Consider the following 16,106-nt stretch of genomic DNA (forward strand, 5'->3'; position numbering starts at 1 on the left):
CGTTCGTCTCCGATAGTCCCGGTCATACCAAGTTCATTGCCCAATTCGTTTGGTATCCCGCGCCCGACATAGTTAAGTGCCACCATACGCAGAATCAAATGGATAGGGACTAAATTCGCCGTGTCCGTCGGAATGGCTGCCCCCCGCGCGCCCTTTGCCTGCGACCCCGAGCGCAGCCGCGGCCGGCTGGTCGCGGAGCCCCCGAGCCGGACCCGCAGCCCGTTCCGACGCGATTGCGACCGCGTGATCCATTCGACCGCGTTCCGCCGCCTGAAGTACAAGACCCAGGTGTTCGTGTTCCACGAGGGCGACCACTACCGCACCCGGCTGACCCATTCGCTCGAGGTGGCCCAGATCGCCCGAGCGCTGGCCCGGCAGCTCGGGCTGGACGAGGATCTCACCGAAACCTTGGCGCTTGCCCATGATCTTGGCCATCCGCCGTTCGGCCATGCCGGCGAGCGGGCACTGGACGCCTGCCTGAAGGAGTTTGGCGGCTTCGACCACAACGCCCAGACGCTCCGCGTCGTCGCCGCGCTGGAGCACCGCTATCCCGAGTTCGATGGGCTGAACCTGACCTGGGAAGCACTGGAGGGCATCGTCAAGCACAACGGCCCGCTGACCGATCGCAGCGGCGCGCCGATCGGACGCTATCGCGAGCACGGCGTTCCCATCGGCATCGCCGACTATATCAAGACGCATGATCTCGAATTATGGAGCTTCGCCTCGCTCGAGGCGCAGGTCGCCGCGATCGCCGACGACATTGCCTATGACGCTCACGACATCGATGACGGTCTGCGCGCCGGCCTGTTCCAGCTCGACGATCTCAAGGTGATGCCGCTGACGGCGGAGATCATCGCCGAGACCTCGGCGCATTATCCCGATCTCGAAGATGTCAGGCGCGGCGCCGAGCTGGTGCGCGAGCTGATCTCGCACCTAATCGGTGCGGTGTTCGCCGAGGCGCAGAAGAACCTTGCGGCGGTCAAGCCGCAATCGGCGCAGGACGTGCGCCAGCAGAGCCGGGCGCTGATCGCGTTCCCCGCCGAGGTCGCCGAGGAGGAGGCCGCCGTCAAGACCTTCCTCTACCAGCACATGTACCGTCACAAGCGGGTGGTGCGGGTGATGGGCGAGGCAGAGCAGATCCTGTTCGACCTGTTCGCAAAGTACCTGAAGGTGCCGGCCGAGCTGCCGCCGGAATGGCTGCTGGGGGCGGAGGCAGACAATGAGGGCGACCGCGCCCGCCGGATCGGCAATTTCATTGCCGGAATGACCGACCGTTTCGCCCTGACCGAGCACCAGCGGCTCTTTGACTCGACCCCGGATTTGCGTTAGGCGGCGGCCATGCCCGACCCGTCCTCATCCCTGCACCTGTTCGCCGACGTGCTCGCGCGCGTGCACGCCGCCTGCCGGACGCTGGCCGTGGACGCCAGCTGGCCTGAGGGCATCGATTTCTCGCGCGTCGTGGTTGAGCCGCCGCGCGATGCTTCCCATGGCGACATGGCGACCAACGCCGCGATGGTGCTGGCGAAAGAGGCAAAGGCAAAGCCGCGCGATCTCGCCGAGCAGATTGCCGAGCGGCTGCGCACGGATGCGCTGATCGCCAAGGTCGACGTCGCCGGTCCCGGCTTCATCAATTTGACGCTGAAGCCGGCCGCCTGGGCCGAGGCACTGCGCACGGTGCTGCGCGAGGGCGCCGATTACGGCCGCGTCCGCGGCGGCTCCAAGGTCAACGTCGAATACGTCTCGGCCAATCCGACCGGACCGATGCATGTCGGCCATTGCCGCGGCGCCGTGTTCGGCGACGCCCTGGCGAGCCTGCTTCAGTTCGCAGGCCACGACGTCACGCGCGAATATTACATCAACGACGCCGGCGCCCAGGTCGACGTGCTCGCACGCTCCGCGTTCCTGCGATATCGCGAGGCGCTCGGCGAGGACATCGGCGCGATTCCGGAAGGACTCTATCCCGGTGACTATCTGAAGCCGGTCGGCGCTGTGCTGGTGAAGGAGCATGGCGACAAGCTCCGCGGAATGAGCGAGGCCGAGTGGCTGCCGACGGTGCGCGCCAAGGCGATCGCGATGATGATGGAAGAGATCAAGGACGATCTCGCCGCGCTCAACATCCGCCACGACGTGTTCTTCTCAGAGCGCTCGCTGATCGAGAACGGCAACAACCAGGTTGCCGAAACCATCGACTTCCTGTGCGCCAAGGGCGACATCTACGAGGGACGCCTGCCGCCGCCGAAGGGCGCGCCGGTCGAGGATTGGGAAGACCGCGAGCAGTTGCTGTTCAAGGCGACTGCCTACGGCGACGACGTCGATCGTCCGCTGATCAAGTCGGACAATTCCTACACCTACTTCGCCTCCGACATCGCCTACCACAAGAACAAGTTCGACCGTGGTTTTGCGGAGATGATCGACGTCTGGGGCGCCGACCATGGCGGCTACATCAAGCGGATGCAGGCGGCGGTAAAGGCGACGACGTCCGGCAAGGGCGCGCTCGACGTCAAGATCGTGCAGCTCGTGAAGTTGCTGCGCAGCGGCGAGCCCGTGAAAATGTCGAAGCGGAGCGGGGACTTCGTCACCCTGCGTGAGGTGGTAGATGAGGTGGGCCAGGATGCTGTCCGTTTCATGATGCTCTACCGCAAGAACGATGCGGTGCTCGACTTCGACCTCGCCAAGGTCGTGGAACAGTCGCGCGACAACCCGGTGTTCTACGTTCAGTACGGTCACGCCCGCGGCCACTCGATCTTCCGCAACGCGCGGGCTGAGGTGTTCCCGGAACTGCCGGAGGATACCGGCGCGCGGACCGCTTGGCTCAGTGAGTCGGCGGTGGAACGGTTGTCGGACCCGGTCGAACTCGATCTTCTCAAGCGCCTCGCAATTTTTCCGCGCATGCTGGAAGCTGCCGCCGCGGCCCACGAACCGCACCGAATTGCCTTTTATCTCTATGATTTAGCCAGCGAATTTCATGCACTTTGGACGAAGGGGCGCGATTTGCCCTATTTACGCTTCATTATCAATAATGATGCAGATCTTACGAAGGCGCGGCTGGCCATGGTCCAGGGCGTTGTCTCAGTCCTGGCATCGGGCCTCGCCATCCTCGGCGTCCATGCCCCGGACGAGATGCGGTAGTTTGGGGCGAACTACTTAAGAGGAATTCGGGGGTAACCGGCAGAAGCCGGATCGCTTAGACTTGGTTGAAAGCCTTGTGGGTCGAAAGCCGTGCCTTGGTCGAGGGGCGCGCGGCTTTCCCGAAGGGACGCATCATCACGATGGCCGAACGATATCAGGACAGACCGTTTCCCTCCGATGACTATGGTCGCGGTAGCGAGCAGCATGGGAAGGCGGAAAATGATCCCTTGGCCGAGCTCGCCCGTCTGATCGGACAGACCGATCCGTTCGCAGCGCAGTCGCCGCCGACCGCACGCCCGACGGCAGCGCCCGCGCAGAGTTATCGAGAAGACGATTATCGCCAGGACGATGATCGGCAGGTTTATGCCGAGCAGGCCTCACCGCCGCCCGGGCCGCCGTCATGGATGCGGCGCGCCAACGTACAGCCGCAGCCGACAGCCGCGCCGGAGCCCGACTATTCCGTCTCCGTAAACCCGGTTCATCCGTTGCATCGCTATTCGGCCCAGCCGACCGCAGTTGCGCCTGAGCCGGACTTTCATCAATCGCAGGCCCATCAGGATCACGCTTATCAAGCCCAAGCCTATCAGGATCAGGCCCACCAGCAGCACGGTCAGGCTTATCAGGATCAGGCCTATCGGGAGCCGTACGCGCAGCCCGATCCGTCGCGCTATGATGATGCGCTCTATGGCCGGCTCGAGACAGGCGAGCAGGACTACCAGCGCGATCCGGCCTACCCCGACGATCCTTACGCCTACCAGAGCGACTATCCTGAGGCCGAACTTGACGAGCCGAAGAAGCAGCGCGGCGGCATGATGACAGTCGCGGCGATCCTAGCGCTTGCCGTGGTCGGGACTGGTGCTGCCTTCGCCTACAAGACCTATGCGGGCTCGCCCCGCAGCGGCGAGCCGCCGATCATCAAGGCCGACAACACACCGACCAAGATCGTGCCGGCGCCGACGGACTCCTCCGCCAAGATGCCGGATCGCATGGTGAGCGGTGACGGCACCGAGAAGATCGTGCCGCGGGAGGAAGCGCCTGTCGACGTCAATGCCAGAGCGGCTGGTCCCCGCGTGGTGTTCCCGCCGCTGAACCAGAATGCGAATCCACCGTCGGTGGCAAGCGTGTCGCCGTCGATGGTGCCGCCGCCGAGCGCGGGGGCGGCCCCGAGCAACGGCACACTGCCGAACAATTCGCCGCGCTCAATCAGGACGGTGGCTGTGAAGGGTGATCAGACCGATAGCGCTACGCCGCAATCGGCTGCAGCCGCCAAGCCCGCAACTGCGCCAAAACCTGTTGCCGCGCCGCCTGCGCCAATCGCGCCGCGCAATCCACCGACGTCGGCCAATGCCAGCGCCAACCAGCCTTTGTCGCTCGCGCCGCAATCGGGACCGACGGCCGAGCCTCCGCAGCGGATGGCTGCGACCAACCCGACGCAAATTGCGCCCGCCAGCAGCGGTGGGGGCTACATCGTGCAGGTTTCCTCGCAGCAGAGCGAGGAAAGTGCCGCCGCGTCCTATCGGGTGCTTCAGAGCAAGTACGGCAGTGTGCTCGGGTCCCGTTCGCCGGTGATCAAGCGCGTCGACCTCACCGACAAGGGCAAGGGCATCGTCTACCGCGCGTTCGCCGGTCCCTATGGCTCGGCCGAAGAGGCGACGCAGGCATGCAACAGCCTCAAGTCCGCAGGCCTGTCCGCCTGCTTCGTCCAGAGGAATTAACGGCCGTTTCCTTGACCCCCTCGCGGGGCAGGGTTAATCGGCCGTATGAGCACGCGGGCCTTCATTACCGGCGTATCCGGAACGGAACTGACCGCCGCCGAGCGGGAGTTTATCCGCGCCGAACGTCCATGGGGCTTCATCCTCTTCAAGCGTAACGTCGCGGCGCCGGCTCAAGTTGCTGCATTGGTTGCGGAATTGCGGGCAGTGGCGGGTGCTGCCGACGCGCCCGTCCTGATCGATCAGGAGGGCGGACGGGTGCAGCGGCTGGGGCCGCCGCACTGGCCGCTCTATCCGCCGGGAGCCCTATTTGCGAATTTGTACGACACTGATTCGGCGCTCGGGCTTACTGCGGCGCGCCTGAGCGCCCGCCTAATCGCGGCCGATCTCGCCGATCTCGGCATTACGGTGGATTGCTTGCCGCTCGCTGACGTGCCGGTGCCGGGTGCCGATGCCGTCATCGGCAACCGAGCTTATGGCACGGAGCCGGGCAAGGTTGCCGCGATTGCGCGCGCGGTCACCGAGGGGCTGGAGCAGGGCGGCGTGCTGCCGGTTCTCAAGCACATTCCCGGTCATGGCCGCGCCACTGCCGACACCCATTTCAAGCTGCCGACAGTCGACACGCCCCGGGACGAGCTGGAACGGACCGATTTCGCCGCGTTCAAGCCGCTCTCGGATCTGCCAATGGCCATGACTGCACATGTTGTGTTTAGCGCGATCGACGCCGCCCAACCGGCGACGACATCTGCGACAATGATTGCTGACGTGATTCGCGGCACAATCGGGTTCCAGGGTTTGTTAATGAGTGATGACGTGTCGATGAACGCGCTGTCGGGGAATATCGCCGAGCGGACCCGCGCCATCTTCGCGGCTGGCTGCGACGTGGCCCTGCATTGCAACGGTAACATCGAGGAGATGCGCGACGTCGCCAGCCAGACACCCGAACTGTCCGGCAGAGCACTGGAGCGGGCGAAAGCCGCGCTCGCCGCACGCAAGCCGCCGCAGCCGCTGGACCGGGCGGCCGCACGCGCAGAACTGGACGCATTGATCGCACGGGCAAACACGGCATCCGCATGACCGCAGAAATCCTATCCTTCGAAACCGGGCGGCCCGCAGAGCTTGCCGAGGGTGAGCCGGCGTTGGTCGTGGATGTCGAAGGCTATGAGGGCCCGCTCGACCTGTTGCTCGCACTGGCGCGGCAGCAGAAGGTCGACCTCGCCAAGATTTCGATCCTGGCGCTGGCCGACCAGTACCTCCACTTCATCGAGGCTGCGCGGAAAATCCGGCTGGAGCTCGCTGCTGACTATCTCGTGATGGCGGCCTGGCTTGCCTTCCTAAAGTCGCGCCTGCTGCTGCCGGAGCCGCCGAGTGCCGAAGGCCCGAGCGCGGAGCAGATGGCGACTGCGCTCGCCAACCGCCTGCGCCGGCTCGAAGCCATTCGCGAAGCCGCCAATCGGCTGATGAACAGGCCGCAATTGCAGCGCGACATCTTTCCGCGCGGCGAGCCCGAGCACATCGCGGAGATCAAGCATCCGAAATACACGGCGACGCTGTACGACCTGCTCACCGCCTATGCCGCGCAGCGCCAATCGCGCGTGCTGGCGAGCGTGCATCTGGCCAAGCGTACGGTGTGGTCGCTCGCCGAAGCGCGCGCCACGCTGGAACGGCTGGTCGGCAGTATCAGCGAACAGGATGATTGGGGCGTTCTCGACGACTTCCTGATCCGGCATGTCGCCGATCCGACGCAGCGCGCGACGGTGTTCGCCTCGAGCTTCGCCGCCGCGCTCGAACTGGTGCGCGAAGGCCAGCTTGAGCTGAACCAGAAAGAGGCGTTTGCGCCCATCTATTTCCGGAAGGGGCGTCCTAAACCGGTTCCGGACGCAGCTCCTGCGCCCGATGCGCCGGTCGGTTAAGTGCAAGAAGGAGGATCTGCCATGGCAAGCCTGGCTGAAGCGCGGGTAGAAGAGGCCGAGCCGATGGAGAACGAATCCCAGGCACGGCCGGAGGAATTGCGGCTGCTGGAAGCGCTGCTGTTTGCCTCGAGTGAACCGCTGGATACGGCGACGCTGGCCAAGCGGATGCCAGACGGCGTGGACGTCAAGGCGGCGCTTGAGCAGCTCCAGGCCGATTATGCGTCGCGCGGCGTGAATCTCGTGCGCGTCGCCAACAAATGGACCTTCCGCACCGCCGGCGATCTCGCCTGGCTGATGACGCGGGAGAGCACCGAGACCCGCCGTCTGTCGCGCGCGGCGATCGAGGTGCTGGCGATCATCGCTTATCACCAGCCGGTGACGCGCGCCGAGATCGAGGAGATCCGCGGCGTCGTCACCTCGAAGGGCACGTTGGATGTGCTGCTGGAGACCGGCTGGATCAAGCCGCGCGGCCGGCGCAAGACGCCCGGCCGTCCGCTGACCTTCGGCACCACCGAGGAGTTCCTGTCGCAGTTCACTTTGGAACAGCTCGGCGACCTGCCGGGCCTCGAAGAGCTCAAGGGCACTGGCCTGCTGGATTCGCGCCTGCCGACCGGATTCAGCGTGCCGACGCCGTCGGACGACCCGACGCTGCGTGAGGACGAGGATCCGCTGGAACCGGGCGAGGGCCTCGATTTGGCGCTGGCGCCTGCGGTCGAGCCGGAGACGCCGGAAAGCGGCGATGAGGGTGGCAGCCAAGGTGGCGGCGAGGAGTGATGTCCGTCCGTCTACGGGCCCTGCGACCGGTTAACACTAGCAAGATTGCGTAGCGCCGACAGCGAATTGGCGCTGCCTTGGTCCTTGTTTTTGACACCCGCCAAGCCTAGGTTTCGGTAAAGATCGGCCGGGTCCCCGGCCATGCGCGTTTGGAGGGTTGCAGGATGGGTTCACTCAGCATTTGGCACTGGATCTTGGTGATCGCAGTGGTCCTGCTGCTGTTCGGCCGCGGCAAGATTTCGGATCTGATGGGCGACGTGGCGCAGGGCATCAAGGCGTTCAAGAAGGGCATGCAGGACGACGATAAGCCCGCCGACAAGCCCGAGCCGGCCAAGTCCATCGAGCACAACAATGCCGCACCGACCGCGGCACGGTCCGACGTCGGCAGCAAGGCCGTCTGAGCCAGAGAGCACGCCAGAACGCGGGTAGCGGCCCCGATCCTGCGCGCAATGGATTGGGCCGGTTGCGGCTGGCGTGAACGGAAGACCTCATGTTCGACATCGGCTGGAGTGAACTGGTCCTCATCGGGGTCGTGGCCCTGATCGCCATCGGCCCGAAGGAGCTGCCGGGCGTGCTGCGCATGGTTGGGCAGTGGATGGGCAAGGCCCGCAAGATGGCCGCCGAATTCCAGGGCCAGTTCCAGGAAGCGATGCGCGAGGCCGAGATGGCCGACCTCAAGAAGAGCTTCGACGAGGTCAAGGAAGTCGCGACCGGCTTCAATCCGCTGACTTCGCTTCAGAAGGATGTCAGCGACGCGCTACGCGTCGATGCGCTCGACAAGCCGGCCGAGACGCCAGCCAGCGGCGCCGTCGAACCGGCGGCGAGTTCAAGTGAAACGCCGGTGATTTCGAGTGAAGCGCCGGTAACGCCAACGACACCGGAAGCGCCGACGCCCGCGACCTTCATGGAAGCCGAGGCGCACGCAGCAGCGAACGAGCCGCTTGCGATCACCCGTGAGGTCAAGCAGGCCCAGGTCGCGCAAGACACCGCGGCATCCGAAGCGATCAAGGACGCCAAAGCGTCATGACCGACGCCGATATCGAGGCCAGCAAAGCCCCTTTGATGGACCATCTGATCGAGCTGCGGTCGCGGCTGATCAAGGCGCTGCTCGGATTCGGCGTTGCCTTCATCTTCTGCTTCTTCTTCGCCAAGCAGATCTACAACGTGCTGGTCTGGCCGTTCGTGTGGGTCGCGGGTCCCGAGAATTCCAAGTTCATCTACACGGCGCTGCTGGAATATTTCATCACTCAGCTCAAGCTCGCGCTGTTCGGCGCCGGCTTCATCTCGTTCCCGATCGTCGCGACGCAGATCTACAAGTTCGTGGCGCCCGGCCTCTACAAGCACGAGAAGCAGGCCTTCCTGCCGTATCTGGTCGCAACCCCGTTCTTCTTTGTGCTGGGCGCAGCGCTGGTCTATTTCGTCGTCCTGCCGATGCTGGTCCGCTTCTCGCTCGGCATGCAGCAGGCCGGCAGCGACGAGACCGCGCAGATCCAGCTCTTGCCCAAGGTCGGCGAATATCTGTCGCTGATGATGTCGTTGATCTTCGCCTTCGGCATCGCCTTCCAGCTGCCGGTGATCCTGACGCTGCTCGGGCGGATCGGCATCGTCACCTCGAAGATGCTGCGCGAGAAGCGCCGCTATTTCATCGTCATCGCCTTCGTCATCGCGGCCGTGCTGACGCCGCCCGACGTGCTCAGCCAGTGCTCTCTGGCGTTTCCCTTGCTAGCGCTCTACGAGGGTTCGATCATCGCGGTGGCGATGGTGGAGAAGAAGGCCGCGGCCTCGCGGGCGGCCACTGGCACCGACGTGTCGACGCCGGCCAATCCGGCGGAGTAGAGGACGGCCAGCCCATCGGCGTCATTCCCCGCGAAGGCGGGGATTCCAGTACGCAGCAGCCCGTCGAGAAATCACGACTGTCTCTGGAATACTGGATCATCCGCCTTCGCGGATGATGACAGCCGTGCTAGGAGACCCGCTAACTTGCAACGTTCAACGTTGCATGTTTACGCGCTTCCCCAGGACCACCGCCATGCACGACATCAAATCGATCCGCGACAATCCGCAAGCCTTCGACGCCGGCCTCGCACGGCGCGGCCTGAAGCCGATGTCGGCCTCGCTGCTCGCGATTGACGAGAAGCGGCGCGCGGCGATCCTGGCGTCGGAGCAGGCACAGGCACGGCGCAACGCGGCCTCGAAAGAAATTGGCGATGCCAAGAAAGCCAAGGACGAGGCGCGCGCCGCCAAGCTGATGGCCGAAGTGGCCGAGCTCAAGACGACGATGCCGCAGCTCGAAGCCGCGGCCAAAGCTGCCGATGAGGAGCTGACGAAAGAGCTGTCGGCGATTCCGAACATTCCGTTCGATGACGTGCCCGACGGTGTCGACGAGCGCGGCAACGTGCAGCACCACATATTCGGCAACAAGCGCAACTACGCATTTGCCCCGAAGCTGCATGACGATCTCGGCACCGCGCTCGGCTACATGGATTTCGAGGCGGCGGCAAAACTCTCCGGGGCGCGTTTCGTCGTGCTGAAGAAGGGGCTGGCGCGGCTCGAACGCGCCATCGGCCAGTTCATGCTCGACCTGCACACCACCGAGCACGGCTACACCGAAATCAATCCGCCGCTTCTGGTGCGCAACGAGGTGATGTTCGGCACCGGGCAGCTGCCGAAATTCGAGGACGATCAGTTCTGGGCGATCAAGGGCGAACTGCTGGCTGCGCCCGACCATGAGCGGCTGAAGACCGAGCGCCTCGGTCTGATCCCGACCGCAGAAGTGTCGCTCACCAACCTCGCGCGCGAATCCATTCTCGACGAAAAGCAATTACCGATGCGCCTCACCGCGCTCACGCCGTGCTTCCGCGCCGAGGCGGGCGCCGCCGGGCGCGACACCCGCGGCATGATCCGCCAGCATCAGTTCACCAAGGTCGAGCTGGTCTCGATCACGACGCCCGAGACCAGCAAGGACGAGCTGGAGCGGATGCTGTCCTGCGCCGAGCAGGTGTTGCAGAAGCTCGACCTGCATTATCGCGTGATGACGCTCTGCGCAGGAGATATGGGATTTTCGTCGCAGAAAACCTATGACATCGAGGTCTGGATGCCCGGGCAGGGCGACGGCGGCATGTTCCGCGAGATCTCGAGCTGCTCGGTCTGCGGCGACTTTCAGGCGCGGCGCATGGATGCGCGCTCGCGCGGGCCGGACGGCAAGCCGCGCTTCGTGCACACGCTGAACGGCTCCGGCACCGCGGTCGGCCGCGCGCTGATCGCGGTGATGGAGACCTATCAGCAGGAGGACGGCTCGATCGCGATTCCTAGTGTGCTCCAGCCCTATATGGGCGGGCTGAAGGTGATCGCGCGCGAGTAGGGTTGCGAAGATCGCCCGGCCGGCTATCCTGCCGGCCCCGCAACGCGAAACTACCCTTCATGGCCTTGCACCGCGACATCTTCTGGGTCGGCCGACAATGGGCGGTGACGGGTGCCGGCATCCAGGCCGTCGATCAGCGCCTGCGCGGCGTGCTCGACATCGAGATCGCGCGGCTCTGGGACGACGATCTCGTGGGGAGCCGGCGGGCCAAGCCTGGGGTCAATACTGCGGATTTCGACAAGGCGCTGGCCGTGGCGCGCGAACGCTTTCCGCAGGCGCCGGCGTCCGACCCGTTCGTCGCGCAACTGGTGGCACTCGGCGTCGTCGAAACTCCCGTCGTGAGCCCCGTTGTGCCGGCGATGCAGCTGCGTACCGAGGGCCGGCTGGCGCGTTTTCTGCCGCAATGGCGCATCCGCCGGTAGCAGAATGAGGCCGGAACCTGGCCGTCGGGGCCCAATCGGCCGGTTTGCCTGATTGGGCATAGCCGGATAAGACGGCTCAGACCCGCTTTCTGGAATCGACCTTTCGCATGCGTATTCTCTGCACCAATGACGATGGCATCCACGCCCCCGGGCTCAAGGTCGTGGAGGAGATCGCGCGCGCCTTGTCGGACGACGTCTGGGTGGTGGCACCGGAGCTCGACCAGTCCGGCGTGTCGCATTCGCTGTCGCTGAACGACCCGTTGCGCCTGCGCGAGGTCGGGCCGCGGCACTTCGCCGTGCGCGGTACGCCGACCGACTGCGTCATCATGGGCGCGCGCCACATCCTCGGGCCAAAATTGCCGGACGTCGTGCTGTCCGGCGTCAACAAGGGACGCAACGTCGCCGAGGACGTGGTCTATTCCGGCACCATCGCCGGCGCGCTGGAAGGCACCATCCTGGGGCTGCCTTCATTCGCGCTGTCGCAGGAATTCAGCGTCGAAACCCGCGAGCGGCCGCCGTGGGACACCGCCCGCAAGTTCGGGCCCGACATCCTGCGCAAGGTGATCGCCGCAGGCATCCCGAAGGACACGGTGATCAACGTCAACTTCCCGTCGTGTGCGCCGGAGGATGTGCTCGGCATCCGCGTCACGCGCCAGGGCAAGCGCAATCTCGGCTTCCTCAGGATCGACGAGCGCAGGGACGGCCGCGGCAATCCCTATTTCTGGATCGGCTTCGAGCGCACGGCGATGATGGACACGCCCGCAGACGGCACCGATCTCGCAGCACTTCGCGAGCGCTACGTCTCGGTCACGCCGCTCAGGCTCGATCGCACCAACGAAGCGTTTTCAGAAGAATTGAGCGCGACGCTGAAGTAGCGCCTATCCGCCGCGAAGCGCGGCTTCGATGGTCTTGCCAAGCGCGTCGAGCTGGAACGGCTTCTGGAGCGCCGGCCGATCGCGGTACTGTTCGGGCAGGCCGGAGGAGCCGTAGCCGGTGGCGAAGATGAAGGGGCAGCCCTTTGCCTTGATGACATCGGCGACCGGCGAAATGACTTTGCCGTTGACGTTGACGTCGAGAATGGCGATGTCGAACTCGGTCGCCTGGGCGAGCCGCATGGCCTCGGTGATATCGCCGGCCTCGGCTGCGACCTTGTAACCGAGCTCTTCGAGCATGTCCGCAACCATCATCCTGATCATCACCTCGTCCTCGACGAGGAATACAGAGCGGCCGGAAAGCCCCGTCGCGGTCATGATTGAGTCCTTGCCCATTCCCAAAAACGTTCGCAGATAACATGAATCGACGCAATGCGCGTTTTGACGAACGGACGCCTGAAAATGGCGATCACGACTGGTTGTTGCACGCCGATCCGTGATCAAATATCCAGCCGAATGGTATCATGAGTTCCCCATCAAGGAACAAGATTCTCGCGCCCGGGTTGGCCCTAACTGGCCTGACAAGACAGCACTTGCAACGATGACCACCCATCAACCTCCGCCGGAAAAGATGATGTTTCAGCTCACGCTGAGGCGCCGGGGCATCAGCAATCAGGCCGTGCTGCGGACCATGGAGGAGGTGCCGCGCGAACTGTTCGTCGACGATGCCGACCGCGAGGGTGCCTATCGCGACAGTGCGCTGCCGATCGCCTGTGGGCAGACCATCAGCCAGCCCTTCGTCGTCGCCTACATGACCGAGCAACTCCAGCTCCAGAAGCGGCACCGCGTGCTCGAGATCGGCACCGGCTCCGGTTATCAGGCCGCCGTGCTGTCGCGGCTCGCAGGACAGGTACTCACGGTCGAGCGCTACCGCAAGCTCGCGGAGACTGCACGCGCGAGGCTCGAAGAGCTCGGCTGCCACAATGTCGAGGTGTTGCTGGGCGACGGCCTCAATTTGCCGGCCAATATCGGCCCGTTCGACCGCATCATCGTCACCGCCGCGATGGAGCAAATTCCAGAGAACCTGATCGAGCGGCTGGATGTCGGGGGCATCCTGATCGCACCGGTCGGACCGCATCAGGGCGTGCAGACGCTGACTCGCCTCAGCCGGACCGAGGCGGGGATCGAGCGCAAGGAACTCGTCGAGGTCCGCTTCGTGCCGGCGCTGCCTGGCGTGGCACGGGAGCTGTAGAACTCCGGATTGGCTGCGCCGCCAACATCTTATTGGGAGGGTTAAGCCGTTATTTACTCGGCGCGTGTTTACTTAAAACACCAGTTCTGTTGCGTACGAGTGAGTAACCATGTCCGCTGTCGCCGAGTTGCTTTACTCGCGCCGCGTGCCGCAGGTCGCGGTGCTGGCGCTGATCTCCATCAGTTTTGCGGGGTGCAGCGCCGATATGTCGTCGCGGCTGTCCCAGTCGAATTTCTCCAATCCTTTCGCCTCGGAATCCACCGGTTCGGTGCAGCAGGCGCCACCGCCGCAACGTGAGTTGCCGCAATATGCGCGGCCACAGACGCAGCCTGGTTCCTATCAGTCCCAGCCCCTGCCGCCGCCGGCGGTGTCCGCGCCGCAATCCTATCCCGTCGCCTCTGGCGGCGGAGTGTCCGGTGGCGGACGGGGCGTCAGCTCCTATGCGCCGCCGGCGCAGCCGCATCTCGAGACAACGGCGACCGTGCCGCCGCGCTCGGTTGCAGCGGCCCAACCGGCTGGCGGCACCAAGATCATCGTCGGCACCAGCGACACGCTCGACGTCCTCGCCAAGCGCTATCATGTCACCCCGCAGGCGATCCTCGCCGCCAACGGCTACAAGGGACCGCGCACGCTCTCGCCCGGCCAGCAGCTGATCATTCCGCATGCAGCCACGGCCGCTGCGCCCGCGCCGGCTCCCGTCGCGGCGGCGCCTGCGGCGAAGGCGGTTGCCGTTGTCGCTGCGCCCCCGAGCACGCACTTCGTCAACCGCGGCGACACGCTCGCCAGCATCGCCCGCAAGAACCACATCTCCGCGGCCGAGCTGGCGCGCGCCAATGGTCTCGACCCTTCGGCCAAGCTCAAGCTCGGCACCAAGCTGACCGTGCCCGGTGCCAAGACCGCCGCCGTCGCCGTGCCGGCTGCTGCGGCTCCAGTCGCGGCCGCGCCGGTTGCAGGAACGCTCCAGCCCGTCGCGGCCGCTCCGGTGCCTGCCACCAAGATAGCTGCCGCCGCGCCGGCGCAGAGCGCGCGCCTCGCCCAAGCCACGGCCAATGTCGAAGAGAAGGCCGCCGAGACGCCGGCGAAGGCTGCGGACGCCACCGGCGCGCTGCCGACCTTCCGCTGGCCGGTGCGCGGCAAGGTGGTCACGAGCTATGGTGCCAAGACCAATGGCAAGTCCAATGACGGCATCAACCTTGCGGTGCCCGAGGGGACGCCGGTGAAGGCGGCTGAAGACGGCGTCGTCGCCTATTCCGGCAATGAGCTGAAAGGTTACGGCAATCTCGTCCTGGTTCGGCACTCCAACGGCTACGTCACCGCATATGCCCATGCGAGTGAGCTGCTGGTGAAGCGCGGCGATACCATCAAGCGCGGTCAGGTCATTGCCAAGTCGGGTCAATCCGGGGAGGTGGCCTCGCCGCAGCTCCACTTCGAGATCCGCAAGGGATCGAGCCCGGTTGATCCGCTTCAATTCCTGAACGGGGCGTGAGGCCTAAATAGCCGCCGCAACAAGGGGGGCGTCGCCTGACGACTCAATACGCCGCGGCCTCTCGGTCGATCACAAACGTCTCTGGAATACTGGATCGCCCGCCTTCGCGGGCGATGACGGTTGTGGGCGGTGCGATGCTGTCCGCTAATTCACGGTCAGCTTCACGCCGAGCCGGCCCGCCAGCTCCTGCACGAACTGCCAGGCGACGCGGCCTGAGCGCGAGCCGCGCGTGGTCGACCATTCGAGCGCTTCGCGCTCCAGCGCCTCGTCGTCGACCTTGATGCCGAAATGGCTGCAATAGCCGCGCACCATGGCGAGATACTCGTCCTGGCTGCAACGGTGGAAACCCAGCCAGAGGCCGAAGCGATCCGACAGCGAGACCTTCTCCTCGACCGCTTCGCCGGGATTGATCGCGGTCGAACGCTCGTTCTCGATCATCTCGCGCGCCAGCAGATGGCGGCGGTTGGAGGTCGCGTAAAGGATGACGTTCTCCGGCCGGCCTTCGATGCCGCCTTCGAGCACGGCCTTGAGCGACTTGTAGGACGCATCATTGCCATCGAAGGAGAGATCGTCACAGAACACGATGAAGCGAAAGGAGGAGGCGCGCAAGCACTCCATCAGCGCGGGCAGGCTTTCGATGTCCTCGCGATGGATCTCGATCAGCTTCAGCTTGTCGGCCGGTTTGCGCTCCGCGTTGATGCTGGCATGCGCCGCCTTCACCAGCGATGACTTGCCCATGCCGCGCGCACCCCAGAGCAGGGCGTTGTTGGCGGGCAGGCCATTGGCGAAGCGCTCGGTGTTCTCCATCAAGATGTCGCGCATCCGGTCGACGCCCTTCAGCAGGAACAGCTCAACGCGGCTGACCCGCGGCACGGCCGCAAGGCGGCCGTCGGGATGCCAGACATAGGCGTCGGCTCGTTCGAACGACTCAGGCACGACCATTGGCTTGCCCTGGGCGGCAAGGTGCGCCGCGATGGTCTCGAGCGCGCGAACGATGCGGTCCTGGGGGAGGTCCGCAACGGCCTTGACGGGGGCCTTGACGGCGCTCTTGGTCGTCCCCTTGAGGCGTTTTGCCGCGACGCGGGCGGGCACTCGGGCAGGGGTGCGGGGGCCTTTGCCGGCCGGGCTTTTGCTGAGGTTTTTGGGCATGTCCGAAGTTCCTGAGAACGCAGCCTTATCGGGCCT

At 65.0% G+C, this 16,106-nt stretch carries 16 protein-coding genes; 14 read left to right on the top strand and 2 right to left on the bottom strand.

The window, feature by feature from the left end; translation table 11 throughout:
• Positions 1–132 precede the first annotated feature (132 nt).
• The 12 genes from IVB01_RS13535 to surE all read left to right on the top strand — a co-directional run bounded on the left by IVB01_RS13535 (position 133) and on the right by surE (position 12,186).
• Positions 133–1,329, top strand: a complete 1,197-nt coding sequence (locus IVB01_RS13535) for a deoxyguanosinetriphosphate triphosphohydrolase (RefSeq protein ID WP_247276008.1) — start codon at positions 133–135, stop codon at positions 1,327–1,329.
• 9 nt (positions 1,330–1,338) lie between these two features.
• Positions 1,339–3,129 (top strand): arginine--tRNA ligase, encoded by a 1,791-nt coding sequence (gene argS / locus IVB01_RS13540; protein WP_247276009.1) that lies wholly within the window; start codon positions 1,339–1,341, stop codon positions 3,127–3,129.
• A 140-nt stretch (positions 3,130–3,269) separates the two neighbouring features.
• Positions 3,270–4,844 carry an SPOR domain-containing protein gene (locus IVB01_RS13545; protein ID WP_247276010.1) on the top strand — a complete coding sequence of 525 codons (1,575 nt, stop codon included), beginning with the start codon at positions 3,270–3,272 and terminating at the stop codon, positions 4,842–4,844.
• A gap of 45 nt (positions 4,845–4,889) precedes the next feature.
• Complete coding sequence (nagZ, locus tag IVB01_RS13550) at positions 4,890–5,918, top strand: beta-N-acetylhexosaminidase (protein ID WP_247276011.1); 1,029 nt, start codon at positions 4,890–4,892, stop codon at positions 5,916–5,918.
• Positions 5,915–6,754 (top strand): ScpA family protein, encoded by an 840-nt coding sequence (locus IVB01_RS13555; RefSeq protein ID WP_247276012.1) that lies wholly within the window; start codon positions 5,915–5,917, stop codon positions 6,752–6,754. The genes nagZ and IVB01_RS13555 overlap by 4 nt, the downstream gene beginning before the upstream one ends.
• Positions 6,755–6,775: 21 nt before the next feature.
• Entirely contained in the window at positions 6,776–7,528 is a 753-nt protein-coding gene (gene scpB / locus IVB01_RS13560) for an SMC-Scp complex subunit ScpB (RefSeq protein WP_247276013.1), read from the top strand.
• Positions 7,529–7,692: 164 nt separating this feature from the next.
• Positions 7,693–7,929, top strand: coding sequence for a twin-arginine translocase TatA/TatE family subunit (locus IVB01_RS13565; RefSeq protein ID WP_247276014.1), 237 nt, complete (start codon positions 7,693–7,695; stop codon positions 7,927–7,929).
• Positions 7,930–8,018: 89 nt separating this feature from the next.
• Complete coding sequence (gene tatB / locus IVB01_RS13570; protein WP_247276015.1) at positions 8,019–8,555, top strand: Sec-independent protein translocase protein TatB; 537 nt, start codon at positions 8,019–8,021, stop codon at positions 8,553–8,555.
• Entirely contained in the window at positions 8,552–9,364 is an 813-nt protein-coding gene (tatC, locus tag IVB01_RS13575; RefSeq protein WP_247276016.1) for a twin-arginine translocase subunit TatC, read from the top strand. The genes tatB and tatC overlap by 4 nt, the downstream gene beginning before the upstream one ends.
• A 193-nt stretch (positions 9,365–9,557) precedes the next feature.
• Positions 9,558–10,889 carry a serine--tRNA ligase gene (serS, locus tag IVB01_RS13580; protein WP_247276017.1) on the top strand — a complete coding sequence of 444 codons (1,332 nt, stop codon included), beginning with the start codon at positions 9,558–9,560 and terminating at the stop codon, positions 10,887–10,889.
• Between the two features lie 59 nt (positions 10,890–10,948).
• Positions 10,949–11,311 carry a hypothetical protein gene (locus IVB01_RS13585; RefSeq protein ID WP_247276018.1) on the top strand — a complete coding sequence of 121 codons (363 nt, stop codon included), beginning with the start codon at positions 10,949–10,951 and terminating at the stop codon, positions 11,309–11,311.
• Between the two features lie 107 nt (positions 11,312–11,418).
• Positions 11,419–12,186, top strand: a complete 768-nt coding sequence (gene surE, locus IVB01_RS13590) for a 5'/3'-nucleotidase SurE (protein ID WP_247276019.1) — start codon at positions 11,419–11,421, stop codon at positions 12,184–12,186.
• Between the two features lie 3 nt (positions 12,187–12,189).
• Here surE and IVB01_RS13595 read toward each other — a convergent pair whose 3' ends face one another.
• The gene (locus IVB01_RS13595; RefSeq protein ID WP_008547195.1) at positions 12,190–12,561 is read right to left on the bottom strand and encodes a response regulator; all 372 of its coding nucleotides are present in this window, start codon (positions 12,559–12,561) and stop codon (positions 12,190–12,192) included.
• A gap of 223 nt (positions 12,562–12,784) precedes the next feature.
• On the opposite strand from IVB01_RS13595, the gene IVB01_RS13600 reads away from it, so the two are divergent.
• Both IVB01_RS13600 and IVB01_RS13605 read left to right on the top strand, forming a co-directional pair.
• Positions 12,785–13,435, top strand: coding sequence for a protein-L-isoaspartate(D-aspartate) O-methyltransferase (locus IVB01_RS13600; RefSeq protein WP_247276020.1), 651 nt, complete (start codon positions 12,785–12,787; stop codon positions 13,433–13,435).
• A gap of 109 nt (positions 13,436–13,544) precedes the next feature.
• The gene (locus IVB01_RS13605) at positions 13,545–14,921 is read left to right on the top strand and encodes a peptidoglycan DD-metalloendopeptidase family protein (protein ID WP_247276021.1); all 1,377 of its coding nucleotides are present in this window, start codon (positions 13,545–13,547) and stop codon (positions 14,919–14,921) included.
• A 144-nt stretch (positions 14,922–15,065) separates the two neighbouring features.
• On the opposite strand, the gene IVB01_RS13610 is transcribed toward IVB01_RS13605, so the two are convergent.
• On the bottom strand, positions 15,066–16,070 hold the full coding sequence (locus IVB01_RS13610; RefSeq protein ID WP_247276022.1) for an ATP-binding protein: 1,005 nt from the start codon (positions 16,068–16,070) through the stop codon (positions 15,066–15,068).
• Between the last annotated feature and the right edge of the window lie 36 nt (positions 16,071–16,106).

The sequence above is a fragment of the Bradyrhizobium sp. 164 genome (assembly GCF_023073715.1).
Lineage (GTDB): Bacteria > Pseudomonadota > Alphaproteobacteria > Rhizobiales > Xanthobacteraceae > Bradyrhizobium.

Coding starts and splice junctions, on each gene's coding strand:
- IVB01_RS13555 (WP_247276012.1), top strand. CDS start 5,915: ATGACCGCAGAAATCCTATCCTTCGAAACCGGGCGGCCCGCAGAGCTT.
- scpB (WP_247276013.1), top strand. CDS start 6,776: ATGGCAAGCCTGGCTGAAGCGCGGGTAGAAGAGGCCGAGCCGATGGAG.
- argS (WP_247276009.1), top strand. CDS start 1,339: ATGCCCGACCCGTCCTCATCCCTGCACCTGTTCGCCGACGTGCTCGCG.
- IVB01_RS13610 (WP_247276022.1), bottom strand. CDS start 16,070: ATGCCCAAAAACCTCAGCAAAAGCCCGGCCGGCAAAGGCCCCCGCACC.
- IVB01_RS13545 (WP_247276010.1), top strand. CDS start 3,270: ATGGCCGAACGATATCAGGACAGACCGTTTCCCTCCGATGACTATGGT.
- IVB01_RS13600 (WP_247276020.1), top strand. CDS start 12,785: ATGACCACCCATCAACCTCCGCCGGAAAAGATGATGTTTCAGCTCACG.
- tatC (WP_247276016.1), top strand. CDS start 8,552: ATGACCGACGCCGATATCGAGGCCAGCAAAGCCCCTTTGATGGACCAT.
- IVB01_RS13565 (WP_247276014.1), top strand. CDS start 7,693: ATGGGTTCACTCAGCATTTGGCACTGGATCTTGGTGATCGCAGTGGTC.
- IVB01_RS13605 (WP_247276021.1), top strand. CDS start 13,545: ATGTCCGCTGTCGCCGAGTTGCTTTACTCGCGCCGCGTGCCGCAGGTC.
- nagZ (WP_247276011.1), top strand. CDS start 4,890: ATGAGCACGCGGGCCTTCATTACCGGCGTATCCGGAACGGAACTGACC.
- tatB (WP_247276015.1), top strand. CDS start 8,019: ATGTTCGACATCGGCTGGAGTGAACTGGTCCTCATCGGGGTCGTGGCC.
- surE (WP_247276019.1), top strand. CDS start 11,419: ATGCGTATTCTCTGCACCAATGACGATGGCATCCACGCCCCCGGGCTC.
- IVB01_RS13535 (WP_247276008.1), top strand. CDS start 133: ATGGCTGCCCCCCGCGCGCCCTTTGCCTGCGACCCCGAGCGCAGCCGC.
- serS (WP_247276017.1), top strand. CDS start 9,558: ATGCACGACATCAAATCGATCCGCGACAATCCGCAAGCCTTCGACGCC.
- IVB01_RS13595 (WP_008547195.1), bottom strand. CDS start 12,561: ATGACCGCGACGGGGCTTTCCGGCCGCTCTGTATTCCTCGTCGAGGAC.
- IVB01_RS13585 (WP_247276018.1), top strand. CDS start 10,949: ATGGCCTTGCACCGCGACATCTTCTGGGTCGGCCGACAATGGGCGGTG.